Genomic DNA, 16,252 nt, shown 5'->3' with positions numbered 1-16,252 from the left:
AATCCGGACGAACAGACATCAGCTACTGGCCGATCGACGGAAACGCGACGACACTCCAACCGGGACGGTGCCGTAGGCTGCACGCCCGCCGGGGTCTCGCCGCGGGGCGCGGTGACCGGCCGCCAGCTCCCGGGAGGCGGACGATGCGACGGTGGCTCGGAGTGCTGGCGCTGGTCTGCGTCACATCGGCGCTGCTGGCCGGCTGCGGGCCGGCGCGGGGCGCGGACGGTGACCTGACCGACGACTGGCCCGGGCTGGGCGCCCCCCGTCCGTTCACCCCGGCCACCGACACCTGCCTGCCACGCATCACCTCCATCGTGCAGGCCAGCACGTACGAGACGGTGGACTGCGCGCGCAGCCACCTGGCCGAGTCGATCCACGTGGGCGCGTTCACCCCTCCCGCCTCCCTGGCCAGGTCCCGACCCGGGCCGGGCACACCGGCGTTGCGCGCCGCCCGCGCCGAGTGCGACCAGCGGGCCCGGGAGGTGCTCGGCGGCGACTGGCACACCGCACGGCTCACCCTGTCGCTGGCGCTGCCCTCCGCACCCGCCTGGGCCGGCGGCGCGCGCTGGTTCCGCTGCGACCTGAGCGAGACCGACAGCATCGACAACACCCGGCCGGTGAACCGCAGCGGCAGCCTGCGCGGGGCGCTGATCGGCGACGCCCCGCTGACCCACCGCTGCTTCGACCCCAAGCTGATCGGCGACAACCTCAACTACATGGCGCCGGTGCTGTGCAGCGAGCCGCACCGGGCCGAGTTCGTCGGCGTCTACACCGAGCGCGAGATGAGCTGGGCCGAGTTCAGCCGCTCCGCCGAGCAGGCGCACCGGCGCTGCATGGCGTTGATCGCCGCGTACGCCGACGTGCCGAACAACGCCGAGCTGCCGTACCGGGCCGGGTCCATCTACTACCCACCGTCGCAACGGGAGTGGGAGGAGGGCGACCGTGGCGTGCGGTGTTTCCTGTGGAGCGACGACCGCAAACTCACCCGTTCGATGCGCGGGGCCGGTCCCGAGGGACTACCGGCGATCTGAGCACCGGTGCCGTATGCTGCTGCGCCGTGGCGCTACCGACCGGCCGAGGGGTCGACCGGAGGCCACCGGCGGCGGGAGGTCGGAGATGCGACGGTGGTTGACGGCGGTTGCCGGGGGCGCGGCGGTCGCCCTGGCGCTCGCCGGGTGCGGCGCGCCCGCCGGGGTCGACCGCAACCTCACCGACGACTGGCCGGCGCCCGTCGCGGCGCAGCAGTTCGTCCCCGCCGCCGACGTCTGCCACCACTCCTCCCAGCAGGTCGGCTTCCTGACCGGCTACAACCCGATGGCGTGCGCCGAGTCGCACCGGGTGGAGACCATGTTCGTCGGCACCCTGACCGGTAAGGGCGCCGAGCGGGGCACACCCCCGACGCCCGGCTCGGAGGGCATGCGGGCCGCGCAGGCAGGCTGCGACAAGGAGGTCAGCAGGGCCGTCGGCGCCGACTGGCGCTCCGGTCGGCTCGGCCTGACCGTCGTGCTGCCCTCGGCGGCCGCCTGGACCGGCGGCGCCCGCTGGTACCGCTGCGACGTGACCGAGATCGCCAGCATCGACGACACCGCCGTCGACCTGCGCACCGGCAGCCTCCGGGGGTCGCTGACCGGAGCCGCGCCGCTGGCGTACCGCTGTTTCAACCCGAAGCTCGTCAAGGACGACATCGACGAGATGGTCGCGGTGCCCTGCACCACCAAGCACCACGCCGAGTTCGTCGGGATCTGGCAGGCCCCGGACATCAGCTACGCCGAGTTCACCCGCACCACCAAGCGGACCCACCGGGCCTGCCAGACGATGACCGCGAAGTTCGCCAAGGTGCCGGACAACTCGCAGCTCGACTTCCGCGCCGGGACGATCTACTACCAGCCGTACGAGCAGGAGTGGAAGAACGGCAACCGGGGCGTGCAGTGCTTCCTGTGGATCAGCGACCGGGACCTGACCCGTTCGCTGCGCAACGCGGGCACGAAGGGCCTCCCGGTCACCTGACCGGCCGGGCGTGACCGCACCCGGCCGGGCCCGGCCGGGTGCGGTGTCGTGTCAGCCCCTGCGCAGGACGGCGAGGAACATCGCGTCGGTGCCGTGCCGGTGCGGCCAGAGCTGCACGGTCGGACCGTCGCCCAGGCCGGGCATGCCGGCCGGCAGCAGCGGTCGGGCGTCGACGAAGTCCACCGACACACCGCTGCGGCGGGCCGCCTCGGTGACCGTCACGTGCGTCTCGACGGTGTGCGGCGAGCAGGTGACGTAGGCGACCAGCCCGCCGGGGCGGACCGCCCGCAGGGCCGCGCCGAGCAGCTCGCGTTGCAGCCGGGTCAACGGCGGCAGGTCGGAGGGCTGGCGACGCCAGCGGGACTCCGGCCGGCGGCGCAGCGACCCCAGGCCGGTGCAGGGGGCGTCGACCAGCACCCGGTCGAAGTGCTGCTCGGGCAGCTTCGGGTCGCCGCCCACCTCACGGCCGTCCATGGTCAGCACGGTCACCGGCAGGTCCCGGGTCGCCTGGGAGACCAGCCGGGCGCGGTGCTCGGCCACCTCCACCGCTGTCACCCGGGCGCCGCGCTGCGCGGCCAGCGCGCCGAGCAGCCCGGCCTTGCCACCGGGGCCGGCGCACAGGTCCAGCCAACGCCCGTCCGGGCCGTCCAGCGGAGCGTCGGCCAGGGCCGCGGCCACCAACTGGGAGCCCTCGTCCTGGACGTGGGCACGGCCGTCGACCACCGCCGGGATGTCGCCCGGCGCGCCGCCGGGCAGATAGACGGCGTACGGCGAGAAGGCGCCCGGCGCCCCACCGACCTGGTCGGCCAACTCCACCGGGTCGATCAGGCCGGGACGGGCGCACAGGTGCACCGGCGGCCGCTCGTTGTCCTCGATCAGGAGACGCGCCGTCTCACCCAGGTCACCGTCGAGCGCCTCGGAGAACGCCCGCACGATCCACTGCGGGTGGCTGTACGCGACCGACAGGTGCCCGACCGGGTCGGTCTCCATCGGCGGGGCCAGCTTCGCCACCCAGCCGTCGGAGTCGCGGGTCGACACCTCCCGCAGCACCGCGTTGGCGAACCCGGTGGCGCCCGGCGCGACCGCGCGGACCAGGTCCACCGTCGACGAGACCGCGGCGTGCGGCGGGACCCGGGTGTGCAGGAGCTGGTACGCCCCGATCCGCAGCGCGTCGCGTACCGGCGGGTCGATCCGGGCCACGTCCCGCCCGGCCGCGTCGGTGAGGATCGCGTCCAACGTGCCCAGGTGACGCAGCGTGCCGTAGGTCAGCTCGGTGGCGAAGGCCGCGTCCCGGCCGAACAGCCCCTCGTCGCGCAGGATGATCGGCAGCACCAGGTTGGCGAACGCGTCGTCGCGGTGCACCGCCGCCACCGCCTCGTACGCCGCTCGGCGCGGACGGTCCATCGGCGGTCGTACCGGCCGACGGTCAGCTCCGCGACCGGTGGAGCGCGGCGGGCGCGTCCCCTCCGGGGCCGTCACGCGAGGTCCTCGCCCGCGCCGACGCGGACACCGCGCGCCCAGTCGGTCGCCGACATGGCCCGCTTGCCAGCGGCGCGCACCTCGCCGAGGCGCACCGGCACGGTGGCCGTACCGGCCAGCACCCGGGCCTTCTCCACCAGCAACTCCCCCGGCTTGAGCTCCGGCCCGTCGGGCGCCGGCACGACCGGGCCGAGTTTCACCCGCTCGCCCCGGAACGTCGTCCAGGCGCCCGGCGCCGGGGTGCAGGCCCGGATCCGGCGGTCCACGGCGAACGCCGGGTCGGCCCAGCGGACCCGGGCGTCGTCCACGCTCAGCTTCGGCGCCAGCGACACCCCGTCGGCGGGCTGCGGCTCGGCGCGGGCGGTGCCGTCGGCGATCGCGTCGAGCACCGCCACGAGCAGCCCGGCACCGGAGTCGGCGAGCCGCTCCAGCAGGTCGCCGGACGTGTCGGTGGGGCGGATCTCGTCGGTCAGGGTGCCGTACACCGGGCCGGTGTCCAGGCCCTGCTCCAACTGGAAGACGCTGGCGCCGGTCAGCTCGTCACCATGCAGGACGGCGTGCTGCACCGGCGCGGCACCCCGCCAGGCCGGCAGCAGCGAGAAGTGCAGGTTGATCCAGCCGTACCGGGGGATCTCCAGGGCGGCCGGCGGCACCAGCGCGCCGTACGCGACCACGGGCACGCAGTCCGGTGCCAGCTCGCGCAGCCGGTCGAGGAACTCCGGGTCGCGGGGGCGGGCCGGGGTGAGCACCTCCACGCCGTGCTCGTCGGCCCACTCGCCGACCGGGGAGCGGGACAGGCCCCGCCCACGCCCGGCGGGCGCGTCGGGTCGGGTGACCACGGCGACCAGCTCGTGCCGGGAGGCGGCGACGGCGGTCAGCGCGGGTACGGCCACGGCCGGCGTACCGGCGAAGATCACACGCATCCGGATCACCGACCCAGACCGAACGGGTCGTTGAGGTGCGGGCTGAGCTTGACCGTGGGCGGGGCCGCCGCGTCGTACCAGTCGGCCTGGCGGATCGCCTTCATGGCCTCCTTGCGCCCGGCGGCGTCCAGCCGGTCGAGGAAGAGCACCCCGTCGAGGTGGTCGGTCTCGTGCTGGACGCAGCGGGCCATCAGGCCGGTGCCGACGATCTGCATCGGGTCGCCGAACGAGCTGAAGCCCTTGGCGATGACGTTCTGCCGGCGCTTGGTGTCGAAGTAGAGCCCGGGGATGGACAGGCAGCCCTCCGGGCCGTCCTGCTCCTCCTCGTCGGGGAACTCCAGGACCGGGTTGACCAGGTGCCCGAGAACGTCGTCGACGTCGAAGGCGAAGACCCGCAGGCTCACGCCGAGCTGCGGAGCGGCCAGGCCGGCGCCGTTCTGCTCACGCATCGTGTCGGTGAGGTCGGCGACGAGCCTACGCAGCTCGGCGTCGAAGTCGACCACCGGATCGGCCGGCGTGCGCAGCACCGGATCCCCAAAAAGACGGATGGGCTGGACGGTCACGCGGGACGGCTCCTTCATGGGTGGGACGGGCTCTGCCGTACCAGTCTACGGAGTGCCCGGGCGCGCACCGGCCGGCGTACCTCGATCGACCGGCGCCGGTGTGCCGAGCGTCACCAGCAGGCTCTCGTAGCCGCGCAGGGTGAGCCGGGTCCGGTGCCGGGGCGGCTCGGCCAGGGCCAGCTCCGGCAGCCGGCGCAGCAGCAGCGGGAACGCCAGCTGCGCCTCCAGCCGGGCCAGGCCGGCACCGAGGCAGTAGTGCGGGCCGGCACCGAAGGACAGCGGGTGCGCCTGCTCGCGGGTCGGGTCGAAACGCCCCGGGTCGGGAAACCGCCGCGGGTCGCGGTTGGCCGCGCCGAGCAGCAGCAGCGCCGTACTGCCGGCCGGCAGGTCGAGCCCGCCGCACCGCACCGGCGCCGTGCTGGTCCGGGTGGTCAGCTGCACCGGGGAGTCGTAGCGCAGCAGTTCCTCGACGTACGCCGGGACGAGCGCGGGGTCGGCGCGCAGCGCGGCGGCGGCCGCCGGATGACGCAGCAGCACGACGAGGCCGTTGCCGAGCAGGTTGGTGGTGGTCTCGAAGCCGGCCACCAGCAGCACCACCAGGTTTGCCAGCAGTTCGTCGCCGGTGAGCCGGGCGCCGTCGGCGTCGTGCACCTGGACCAGCGCGGTGGTCAGGTCGTCGGCCGGCGTCCGGCGTCGGGCGTCGATCAGCTCGACGAAGTAGTCGCGCAGTTCGGCGGCGCCCGCGTCGGCGACGGCCAACTCCTCGGTGGTGATCTCCGGCTCCAGCACGCCGGTCAGGTCCCCGGCCCAGCGGCGGAACAGCGGCCGGTCGGCCGCCGGCACGCCGAGCAGCGCGCAGATCACCCCGACCGGCAGCGGGTACGCGAACTCGGCAAGCACGTCGACCGGACCGCCGCCCTCGGCGCGCTCGACCATCGCGTCGAGCAACTCCTCGGCCTGCGCCCTCACCACGTCCCGCATCCCGGCGATCCGGCGCGGGCTGAACGCCCCGGCGGCGAGCCGACGCATCCGGCTGTGGTCGGGCGGGTTGGTCCGCAGCATCGACCGGGCGATCGACGACACCGCCGGGCTGTCCCGCCAGTTCGGCCACATCTGGTCCCGCAGCGCGTCGTCGAGCACCCCGAGCCGGGGGTCGCGCAGCAGCTCGTCCGCCTCCGGGTAGCCGGTCACCACGTACAGGCCGGGCAGCGCCTGCACCACCGGCCCGTGGGCGCGCAGCCGCTCGTACGTCGGGTACGGGTCGACCCGCCCCTGCGGCGACATGAGCAGTGTGAGCGCCTCGGCAGCCTCCATGGCCGGCCTCCCCGTCGATGCGTCGGAGGTCCCATCATGGCGGTGCGGGCACGATCCGGCATCCCCTCGGGCGGGAGAGTCGTCACCGAGGGGCGGGCCGGGTGGGCTCAGGCGTTGACGCCCGGGTCCCCGGCGAGGACCGCGCCGCCGAGCAGGGCGGGCTCGGGCAGCGGCAGCTGGATCTTGTGGGCCGCCTCCCAGTCGTAGACCAGGCCGGGACGCACCTGCGCGGCGAAGTAGTCGACGGCGCTCATACCGCCCACCACCGGCTCGTCGACCTCCGCCACGAGCTGGGCCGGGACGAGGGAGAAACCGTTCTGCAGGGCGGCGCTGAGCCGGCGGTGGCCGTCGACGACGAAGAAGTACTCGCCGGTGAACCCGATCTTCAACGGCTCCAGCCCTTCGTCACCGGCCTCGGCGACGTCACCGACGAACTCGGTGTCCCACAGTCCGCGCAGGGTGGCGATGTCCTCGGTCGGGTAGACCCGGGCCGGATCGAGCAGCAGCAGCGGCGGGCCGTCGCGCAGCACCTCCGCGCCGAGCGTCCCCTCGTACGCGGCGACGATGTGCTCGATCACCTCGGCGGCCGAGGCGCGGGTGGTGTCGCACACCAGGTCGTAGTTGCGCAGGCGGGCCTTGTCCACCCCGTACCGGACGATGAACCGGCTGCGCTCGCTCTCGCTGCGCTCACGGAGCTTGGCCTTGGCCTCCTCCAGCGAGGCGTAGCTCTCCGCCGGCCCGGAGGGGCGGGCGAGCACCCGGCGGGCCGCCTCACCCGGCTCGGTGATCATGTGGACCTTGAGCGCGTCGGTGAAGAAGTGCCAGGCCAGGCGCGAATCCATGATCAGGCTCTCGCCGGAGGCGGCGATGTCCCGCTGGAGCTGGTCGACGTAACCGTCGACGGCCTGGTCCAGCTCGGCGTGCAGGTTGAGTTGCAGGGCGGTCATCTGCCGCTGCTGCGCCATCTCCCGGTAGAGGTCACCCACGCTGACCCGGCGCATCCCGAGCCGCTTGGCGATCTCCACCGACACCGTGCTCTTGCCGCTGCCGAGGTCGCCGTTGAAGACGATCGATTGTCGAACGGTCACGACTGGTCCACCCCTGATAACCGGCTGTTTGACATCATCGACATCGCGTCCGACCGACGCGTTCCCGCCACCGTCGCCGTCCTGCGGTGGCTCCGGCTCGACGCTTGGGACGCCGCACCGCAACCAGGAACCGTCGTACGCCCGGGCATGACGGGCGATGCTACCACCCGGACGCCGGCGCTCCGCCGGACGCGGTGTGCGGCCGCCACCGCCCCGGCCCAGGTCGGAGGCTGCCGGCAGCGACCTGACCGGTCAGAACAGGCTCAGCGGATCGACCTGGAGACGGACCGGGTCGGCGGCCTTGCGGGCGGCCCGCGCCCCGGCCGCCGAGTGCAGCGCCCCGGCCAGGGCGGCGGCCCGGGCCCGGGGCACCCGGACGAGCATCCGCTCCCGGCCCTCGTCGGCGGGCACCGGCCCGAGCACCTCGGCGTCGTCCGGCAACCGGGCGGCGGCGAGCAGGTCGGCGACCGCCTCCGCCGGGCCGGTGACGCTGGCCATCCGCACCGCCGGGGGGAATCCCAGCTCCCGGCGTTCGGCCAACTCCCGGCCGGCGAACCAGGCCGCGTCCCAGCGCAGCAGCGCCTGCACCGGGGCGAGCGCGCCGTCGGCGACCACCACCACCCGGCCGACCGGAGCCGGTCGGGCCAGCGCCGCAGCGGCCAGCCAGCGGCGCAGCGCCTCCTCGCCGGCCCGCAGGTCGGCCCGGGTCAGCAACGCCCACGAGTCGAGCAGCAGCACCGCGCCGTAACCGCCCTCGGCGACCGGCTCGGCCCCGGGGGTCGCCACCACCAGAGCCGCCCCGCCGGGCACCTCGGTGAGCACCTCCTCCCGCCCCGAGGTGCGCACCGGCACACCCGGGAACGCCCGCCCCAACTCCTCGGCGGTACGCCGGGCACCGGTCACCGCAGCCCGCAGCCGCCGCCCACCGCACTGCGGGCAGGCGTACGCGGCGGCCACCCGGGCACACCAGCGGCAGGCCGGGGTGCCGCCGGCCGAGGGCAGCGCGAGCGGGCCGGCGCAGTGCGCGCAGCGCGCTGGGGTCCGGCAGTCGGCGCACGAGATCGACGGCAGGTAACCGCGCCGGGGCACCTGCACCAGCACCGGCAGGTCCGCCCGGACGGCGTCCCGGGCGGCCGTCCAGGCCAGGCTGGGCAGCCGGGCGGTGGCCGCGCCCGGGTCACGGGCCAGCTGGGGATCGTCGCCGGTCGGCGCGATGGCCGGCACCCGGGCCCGCACCGTCGCCCGGTCGGCAACGACCTCCCGGGCCCACCCGGTCTCCAGCAGCAACTGCGCCTCGGCGGTGCGGGCGTACCCGCCGACCAGCGCGCCAGCCTCGGCGAGCTGGGCGCGGGTGAGCAGGACGTCGCGGGCGTGCGGATAGGGTGCCCGGGGCTCGGAGTGCAGGTCGTCGCCGTCATCCCAGACGGCGACCAGGCCGAGGCGGTCCACCGGGGCGAACATCGCCGCCCGGGTGCCGATCACCACCGGCACCCGCCCGCGCCGGGCGGCGAGGAACGCCCGGTAGCGCCGGGCCGGCCCGAGCGCGGCGGAGAGGCTGACGTGCCGATCCGGACCGAGGACGGCGGTCAGGGCGGCGTCGAGCCGGTCGAGGTCGCGGGCGTCGGCCACCACCACCACGGCGCCCCGCCCACCGGCCACGGTCGCGGCGACCGCGTCGGCGTAGCGGGCGGCCCAGTCCTCGCCGGGCAACGCCGACCAGACCGCGCGGGGCGCCCGGCCGTCGGTGAGCGCCCGCAGCAGGGCCGGGCCGGTCGGGTAGTCCCGCCACCCACGCGGGTCCACCCCGGGCGCCGCGACACCGTCTCCCGCGCTGCCGGACGCCGCGACCTCGCCCGGCACCGCAACCTCGCCCGGCACCGCGGCCTCGCCCGCCGCCGCGACCTGGCCCTGCGCCGCGACCTCGCCCGGCACCACGGCCTCGCCCGACACCGCGACCCCGTCCGGCACCGCGACCTCGGCCGGTACCGCGACCTCGGCCGGTGCCGCGTCCACGGGGGTCGGCTGGTCGTCGCGGGGTTCCTTCTCCACCCGGGCGTGCCGAGGTGGCACCGCGAGCCGCAGCACGTCCGCGAGGCTGCCCGCGTACCGGTCGGCCACCGCGCGGGCCAGCCGGGCGATCTCCGGCGCCAGCACCGGCTCCGGGGAGACCACCTTCTCCAGGTACGCGAGCCGGCCCGTGTGCCCGGAGTCGTCGGCGCGCGACAGCAGCCACCCGTCGACGAGCTGCCCGGCGAAGCGCACCTTCACCCGGGTGCCCGGCACCGCCACCTCGTCCAGCTCGGCCGGCACCAGGTAGTCGAACGGCCGGTCCAGGTGGGCGAGCGGGACGTCCACGCAGACGCGCGCGACCGGCGACCCGTCCGCGGGTCGCCGGTCGCTACGCCTGGTGGCGGTCAGGCTCCCGCGGCCGACTTGAGGTCGGCGGCCCGGTCGGTGCTCTCCCAGCTCAGGTCCGGCAGCTCCCGGCCGAAGTGGCCGTACGCGGCGGTCTGCTGGTAGATCGGGCGGAGCAGGTTGAGGTCCCGGATGATCGCGGCCGGGCGCAGGTCGAACACCTCGCCGACGGCCTTCTCGATCGAGGAGACGGCCACGGTCTCGGTGCCGAACGTCTCGATGAACAGGCTCACCGGGTGCGCCTTGCCGATGGCGTAGGCGACCTGCGCCTCGCACCGCTCGGCCAGGCCGGCGGCGACCACGTTCTTGGCCACCCACCGCATCGCGTACGCGGCCGACCGGTCCACCTTGGACGGATCCTTGCCGGAGAACGCGCCGCCGCCGTGCCGGGCGTACCCGCCGTAGGTGTCGACGATGATCTTGCGGCCGGTCAGGCCGGCGTCACCCATCGGGCCGCCGATCTCGAACCGGCCGGTCGGGTTGACCAGCAGCCGGTAGCCGTCGGTGTCCAGACCGAGGCTCTCCAGCTCCGGGGCGATGACGTGGTCACGCACGTCCGGGGTGAGCAGCGAGTCCAGGGAGATGTCCGCGGCGTGCTGGCTGGACACGACCACGGTGTTCAGCCGGACCGGGCGCAGCCCCTCGTACTCGATGGTGACCTGGGTCTTGCCGTCCGGGCGCAGGTACGGGACCGTGCCGTCCTTGCGGACCGCGGCGAGCCGGCGGGCCAGACGGTGCGCGAGGGCGATCGGCAGCGGCATCAGCTCCGGCGTCTCCGAGCAGGCGAAGCCGAACATCATGCCCTGGTCGCCGGCGCCCTGCGCGTCGAGCGCGCTCTCCGACGCGCCGGTACGCAGCTCGAAGGCGTTGTCCACGCCCTGGGCGATGTCCTCGGACTGGGCGCCGATGGAGACGCTGACGCCACAGGACGCGCCGTCGAAGCCCTTCTTCGACGAGTCGTAGCCGATGTCGAGGATGGTCCGCCGGACGATCGTCGGAATGTCGGCGTACGCCTTGGTGGTCACCTCCCCGGCGATGTGCACCTGGCCGGTGGTGATCATGGTCTCGACCGCTACCCGGCTGTGCGGGTCCTCGGCGAGCAGCGCGTCGAGGATGCCATCGCTGATCTGGTCGGCGATCTTGTCCGGGTGGCCTTCCGTGACCGATTCGGACGTGAAGAGGCGGCGTGTCACGGCACTCCTAAGCGTGTGATGTCGTTCCGCGGCAGTCTAGTCACGACTGCGGCAGGTGTCGGGATCGGTTCCGCCCTGTTCCACCCGTCAGGAGCGGTCGGCCAGCCGCGCCACGACGAGGTCCCACACGGTGTCGGCGACATCCTCCTTGGCCTGCTCCGGCAGCCGGCTGACCGAGCCGTCCGCGCCGATGACCGTCACCGTGTTGGTGTCGGCCCCGAAGACCTTGTCCGTGCCGACCTCGTTGACCACGATGAGGTCGGCCCGCTTGCGGGCGAGTTTCGCCCGGCCGTTGGCCTCGGCGTCGCCGGTCTCGGCGGCGAACACCACGAGCACCTGCTCGGCTCGTTTGCGCTGGCCGAGCTCCGCCGCGATGTCCGGGTTCGTGACGAGCTCGATGGTGGGCGCGACGCCGTCGTCCGACTTCTTGATTTTGCCAGGCGCGTACGTCGCTGGCCGGAAATCGGCCGGAGCCGCCGCCATCACCACCGCGTCGGCCCGGTCGGCGGCCTGGACGGTCGCCTCGCGCAGTTCCGCGGTGGAGCCGACGCGGACCAGGTCGACCCCGGCGGGGTCGGGAAGGGAGACGTTCGCCGCGATCAGGGTGACCCGGGCACCCCGGGCGACCGCCGCGCGGGCGAAGGCGTAGCCCTGCTTGCCCGACGAGCGGTTGCCGAGGAAGCGGACCGGGTCCAGGGGCTCCCGGGTGCCACCGGCGGTGACGACCACCCGCCGCCCGGCCAGGTCGTCGGTGGGTGCGAAGCCGCCCCGGGCAAGGACCCGACGGGCGATGGCGAAGATCTCCGAGGGGTCGGGCAGGCGACCCTTGCCGCTGTCCGCGCCGGTGAGCCGCCCGACGGCCGGCTCGATGACCCGGACGCCCCGGGCGCGCAGGGTGGCGACGTTCGCCACCGTGGCCGGGTGCTCCCACATCTCGGTGTGCATGGCCGGGGCCAGCAGCACCGGGCAGCGGGCGGTCAGCAGGGTGTTCGTCAGCAGGTCGTCGGCGAGCCCGTGCGCGGCCTTGGCGAGCAGGTCGGTGGTGGTCGGCGCGACCACCACCAGGTCGGCCTGCTGACCGAGGCGTACGTGCGGGACCTCGTGCACGTCGGACCAGACGTCGTCGGCGACCGGCTGGCCGGACAGCGCCGCCCAGGTCGGCGCTCCGACGAAGCGGAGCGCCGACGCGGTCGGTACGACGCGAACCCGGTGACCCGACTCGGTGAAGAGTCGCAGCAGCTCACACGCCTTGTAGGCGGCGATGCCACCGCCGACCCCGAGGACGATCGAGGCGGACATCGACGGTTGCGGGCTTACGGCTGGTCGGTCGGCTCGGCCGTGAGCAGGCCCGCGTTGATCTCGCGCATGGCGATGGAGAGGGGCTTCTCCTGGGGGGTGGTCTCCACGAGCGGGCCGACGTACTCGAGCAGGCCCTCACCGAGCTGGCTGTAGTACGCGTTGACCTGGCGCGCGCGCTTGGCGGCGAAGATGACAAGGGCGTACTTCGACGTCGTCTTCTCGAGGAGCTCGTCGATCGGCGGGTTGGTGATGCCTTCGGGGTTGGCGATGGATCCCACGAAATAACCTCTGCGTCTTTCGAGCCGCGCGGACGCGGTGCTGAGTCTCAACGGCGGCCGGCGGTCAGCCGCGCACGCGCGACCAGGCCGGATCCGGATAAGAAGAACCGAGTAAGCCTACCAGCTCGTCGACGACCCGCTCGGTCTGGTCGTGGGTCAGGGCGTGGTCGAACCGGGCCGCGACGGCGGCGGCGGGGCGCTGCCCTGGCGGGCTCAGCAACACCAGCCGGGCGTCGGGCAGGCGTGCCCGGACCACGGCGGTGCCGCGCAGGTCGAGCGAGAGCAGCACCGGCTGCCCGGTGTCGAGCCGGGCGCGCAGCGGCGGGTACGGCGTACCCCGGCGGTGTGGGCCGGCCCTGGACCACTCCAGCAGCTCGCCGGCGGCGACCCGGCGGTCGAACTCGGCCGGTGCGAGGAAGACCCGGTCGACGCCGTCCACCTCGTGCTCCCGGCGCGGCCTGGTCGTGGCCTGCACCGGGATCCACACGGACGGAGAACGCGCCCGGACGAGCTCGACGACACTCTCCCTGCCGGAACCCGAAGGTCCAGCCAGGACAGTGAGCCGAGCCGCCGGGCGCGCCTCGTCATCCGTGCTCACTGCTTGTTTCTACACGCTGCCAGGTTCAGTTGGCGGCGAACTCTCCAAGCAGTGCCTTGCGCTGCTGCTCGCCGAGGCCACGCAGGCGACGGCTGTCAGCGATCTTGAGCTTCTCCATGATCTGGGTAGCCCGGATCTTGCCGATGCCCGGCATCGCCTGCAGGACGGCCGAAACCTTGAGCTTGCCCACGACGTCGTCGCTCTCGGCGCGCTCGAGGACGGCACCAAGGGTGGTCTTGCCCTGCTTGAGCTGCTCCTTCAGCTCGGCACGGGCCTTGCGGATCTCCGCGGCCTTCTCGAGCGCGGCAGCGCGCTGTTCGGGGGTCAGTGACGGGAGCGGCACCAGTTCTCCTCAGGTCCCTATCGCGGCGGGCGGGGCGCACCGCCGCATCTGTGAAACGTGGTGTCGCTGTGAACCAAGGGGTCCGTGGTTCCCAGCGCGGGGAAAACTAGCGGTCAACGGAGCTTTCGGCAACGTGGGCGCGCGATGATCATCGCAAAGTGACCGACCCGTCAGTCAGTCCCGGGCAGCCAGAACGGCCCGGCACTCACCCAGCACCCGGTCCGCGGCGGCCCGCAGCGCGGTGACGTCGGGGCCCGCCGAGAGCACTTCCCGGGAGTACGAGGGGAGGACCGCGGCGAGGTTCGAACCGAAGACGGTACGCAGATCGGCCGCGCCGGCACCCTGCGCTCCGAGCCCCGGGGCGAGCAGTGGACCCCCCACGCCGGAGAGGTCGTGACCGGTGTCACCGATGGTCGCGCCGACCACCAACCCGAAGCTGCCGAGGGGCTCCGCACCCCTGTTGAGCTGGGAAATCTCGTCGATCACGGTCTGCGCGACGGTGCGCCCGTCGGCCGTTCGGGCGCGCTGCACGGCGGCCCCCTCGGGGTTGGAGGTGAGGGCCAGCACGAAGACCCCGCCGCCGTGCTCGGTGGCCAGCTCGACCATCGGGGCCAGCGAACCTACTCCCAGGTAGGGGCTCGCCGTGACCGCGTCGACATACATGGGGCTGGATGGATCGAGGTACGCGGAGGCGTACGCGCGCACCGTCGAACCGATGTCGCCGCGCTTGACGTCCAGCAGAACGAGCGAGCCGGCATTACGTAACTGTCGGATAGTTGACTCAAGAACAGCCGCTCCGCGGGATCCGAAACGTTCGAAAAAGGCTGACTGAGGCTTGACCACCGCAACCCGGTCACCGAGGGCGTCCACGACGGTCCGGGTGAACCGGTCGAGACCCTGGAGGTCGTCGTCGAGGCCCCAGCGGGCCAGCAGGGCGGGATGCGGGTCGATGCCCACACAGAGCGGTCCCCGCTCGGTGACCGCCCGGTGCAGCCGCGTTCCGAAGCTCTCCATGGGCGTACTTCCTCTCTTCTCAGCCGGCCGCCACCGCGGCCGCCACCCCGGACGCGATCCGGGCCAGGTCGGTGTCGTCGGTGACGTACGGCGGCATCGTGTAGACCAGATCGCGGAACGGCCGCAACCACACTCCCTGCTCGACCGCCGCCGTGGTGGCCGCGCCGAGGTCGACCTCGTGGTCGAGCTGGACCACCCCGATCGCGCCGAGCACCCGCACGTCGGCCACTCCGGGGGCGCCGCGCAGCGGCTCCAGGCCGGCGCGCAGGCCTGCGCCGACCCTGGCGACCTGGGCCGCCCAGTCCCCGGCCCGCAGCAGCCCGATGGAGGCGTTGGCCACCGCGCAGGCCAGGGGGTTGCCCATGAACGTGGGCCCGTGCGCGAGCACGCCGTCCGCGGAGATGCCCCGTGCCACCTCCGGGGTGCACAGCGTCGCGGCCAGGGTCAGGTACCCGCCGGTGAGCGCCTTGCCCACGCACAGCACGTCCGGCGTGACCCCGGCGTGCTCGGCGGCGAACATCTCGCCGGTACGGCCGAAGCCGGTGGCGATCTCGTCGAAGATCAGCAGGATCCCGTGCGCGCGGGTCACCTCGCGCAGGACCCGCAGGTACCCGGGGTGGTGAAAGCGCATCCCGCCGGCGCCCTGCACGACCGGCTCCACGATCACCGCGGCCACCTCGTCGGCGTGCCGCTCGACGGTGTCCACCAGCGCCGCCACGTACGCCTCGTCGGGCGGGTCGGTGAAGCCACCCGGCGGGACCGGCGCGAAGACCTGCCGGGGCAGCACGTCGCCCCAGAGGTGGTGCATCCCGCCCTCCGGGTCGCAGACGCTCATCGGGTGGAACGTGTCGCCGTGGTAGCCGCCCCGCCAGGTCGCCAGCCGACGCCGCTGCGGCCGCCCGACGGCCCGCTGGTACTGCAGGCACATCTTCACCGCCACCTCGACGCTGACCGAGCCGGAGTCGGCCAGGAACACATGCTCCAGGCCGTCCGGTGTCAGCTCGACGAGGGTCCGGGCGAGCTGCGCGGCGGGTTCGTGGGTGAGGCCGCCGAACATCACGTGGCTCATCCGGCCGAGCTGGTCGGTGACCGCCGCGTCGAGCACCGGATGCCGGTATCCGTGGATCGCCGCCCACCAGGACGACATCCCGTCCACCAACTCCCGCCCGTCGGCCAGCCGCAGCCGCACGCCCTCGGCACCGCGCACCACGTACGGCGGGTTCGCCGGCGGCAGCGCGGCGTACGGATGCCAGATGTGCGCCCGGTCGACGGCCAGGATCTCCTCGGGTGTCACGCGTACTCCTTTCGGGGCGGGAACGGGCCGGACGGCGGACGTCCTGCGGCCAGGTCGAACCACTCCTTCGCCGCCTTTGCTCTGCACCCACCGGTGCGACACCCGGACGGCGCGGTTTCGGACGGCGCGGTTTCGGACAGCTGGTGGCGGACGCCGGGTGGTGCACCCGCGGGTGCAGAGCAAAGGGCCGACATCGGGGTTGGGCACCCGGCGCGAACCCGTCCCGGCGCGGAGCCGACCTGGCGCGGAGCCGGCCCGGCGCGGAGCCGACCCGGCGCGGAGCCGACCCGGCGCGAAGCCGACCCGGCGCGGCGCCGGCGCGGCGCAGACCCGGCGCGAAGCCGACCCGGCGCGGACCCGGCGCCATGCCGACCCGGCGCCGACCCACCGTGGGGTTGATGTTGAAGGTCGGGTCGATGGCACCGGTGGTCGCGTTGAGCC

15 protein-coding genes are annotated in these 16,252 nt (G+C 74.0%); 2 read left to right on the top strand and 13 right to left on the bottom strand.

The window, feature by feature from the left end:
• Positions 1–143: 143 nt before the first annotated feature.
• Positions 144–1,034, top strand: coding sequence for a septum formation family protein (locus ABZS77_RS28155; RefSeq protein ID WP_354828968.1), 891 nt, complete (start codon positions 144–146; stop codon positions 1,032–1,034).
• An 85-nt stretch (positions 1,035–1,119) separates the two neighbouring features.
• Positions 1,120–2,010 (top strand): septum formation family protein, encoded by an 891-nt coding sequence (locus tag ABZS77_RS28150; RefSeq protein WP_354828965.1) that lies wholly within the window; start codon positions 1,120–1,122, stop codon positions 2,008–2,010.
• 51 nt (positions 2,011–2,061) lie between these two features.
• Here ABZS77_RS28150 and ABZS77_RS28145 read toward each other — a convergent pair whose 3' ends face one another.
• The 13 genes from ABZS77_RS28145 to ABZS77_RS28085 all read right to left on the bottom strand — a co-directional run bounded on the left by ABZS77_RS28145 (position 2,062) and on the right by ABZS77_RS28085 (position 15,811).
• Entirely contained in the window at positions 2,062–3,414 is a 1,353-nt protein-coding gene (locus ABZS77_RS28145) for a transcription antitermination factor NusB (protein ID WP_354828962.1), read from the bottom strand.
• A 71-nt stretch (positions 3,415–3,485) separates the two neighbouring features.
• Entirely contained in the window at positions 3,486–4,412 is a 927-nt protein-coding gene (gene fmt, locus ABZS77_RS28140) for a methionyl-tRNA formyltransferase (protein ID WP_354828960.1), read from the bottom strand.
• Between the two features lie 5 nt (positions 4,413–4,417).
• Positions 4,418–4,975 (bottom strand): peptide deformylase, encoded by a 558-nt coding sequence (def, locus tag ABZS77_RS28135; protein WP_354828958.1) that lies wholly within the window; start codon positions 4,973–4,975, stop codon positions 4,418–4,420.
• 45 nt (positions 4,976–5,020) lie between these two features.
• A complete protein-coding gene (locus tag ABZS77_RS28130) occupies positions 5,021–6,289 on the bottom strand; it encodes a cytochrome P450 (protein WP_354828955.1) in 1,269 nt (422 codons plus the stop codon).
• 107 nt (positions 6,290–6,396) lie between these two features.
• Positions 6,397–7,377, bottom strand: a complete 981-nt coding sequence (locus ABZS77_RS28125) for an AAA family ATPase (RefSeq protein WP_354828952.1) — start codon at positions 7,375–7,377, stop codon at positions 6,397–6,399.
• 252 nt (positions 7,378–7,629) lie between these two features.
• The gene (locus ABZS77_RS28120; protein ID WP_354828949.1) at positions 7,630–9,732 is read right to left on the bottom strand and encodes a primosomal protein N'; all 2,103 of its coding nucleotides are present in this window, start codon (positions 9,730–9,732) and stop codon (positions 7,630–7,632) included.
• Positions 9,733–9,791: 59 nt separating this feature from the next.
• Entirely contained in the window at positions 9,792–10,985 is a 1,194-nt protein-coding gene (metK, locus tag ABZS77_RS28115) for a methionine adenosyltransferase (protein WP_354828946.1), read from the bottom strand.
• 87 nt (positions 10,986–11,072) lie between these two features.
• Entirely contained in the window at positions 11,073–12,284 is a 1,212-nt protein-coding gene (gene coaBC, locus ABZS77_RS28110) for a bifunctional phosphopantothenoylcysteine decarboxylase/phosphopantothenate--cysteine ligase CoaBC (protein WP_354828943.1), read from the bottom strand.
• Positions 12,285–12,298: 14 nt separating this feature from the next.
• Positions 12,299–12,562 (bottom strand): DNA-directed RNA polymerase subunit omega, encoded by a 264-nt coding sequence (gene rpoZ / locus ABZS77_RS28105; protein ID WP_007075826.1) that lies wholly within the window; start codon positions 12,560–12,562, stop codon positions 12,299–12,301.
• 64 nt (positions 12,563–12,626) lie between these two features.
• Positions 12,627–13,160 (bottom strand): guanylate kinase, encoded by a 534-nt coding sequence (locus ABZS77_RS28100; protein ID WP_354828940.1) that lies wholly within the window; start codon positions 13,158–13,160, stop codon positions 12,627–12,629.
• Positions 13,161–13,185: 25 nt separating this feature from the next.
• Positions 13,186–13,503, bottom strand: a complete 318-nt coding sequence (gene mihF, locus ABZS77_RS28095; RefSeq protein WP_007458370.1) for an integration host factor, actinobacterial type — start codon at positions 13,501–13,503, stop codon at positions 13,186–13,188.
• 174 nt (positions 13,504–13,677) lie between these two features.
• Positions 13,678–14,517, bottom strand: a complete 840-nt coding sequence (pyrF, locus tag ABZS77_RS28090; protein ID WP_354828937.1) for an orotidine-5'-phosphate decarboxylase — start codon at positions 14,515–14,517, stop codon at positions 13,678–13,680.
• A gap of 19 nt (positions 14,518–14,536) precedes the next feature.
• Positions 14,537–15,811, bottom strand: coding sequence for an adenosylmethionine--8-amino-7-oxononanoate transaminase (locus tag ABZS77_RS28085; protein ID WP_354828935.1), 1,275 nt, complete (start codon positions 15,809–15,811; stop codon positions 14,537–14,539).
• Positions 15,812–16,252 lie beyond the last annotated feature (441 nt).

The sequence above is a fragment of the Micromonospora sp. NPDC005298 genome, assembly GCF_040607375.1.
Taxonomy (GTDB): domain Bacteria; phylum Actinomycetota; class Actinomycetes; order Mycobacteriales; family Micromonosporaceae; genus Micromonospora.
This window is presented reverse-complemented; position numbering and strand designations above follow the sequence as displayed.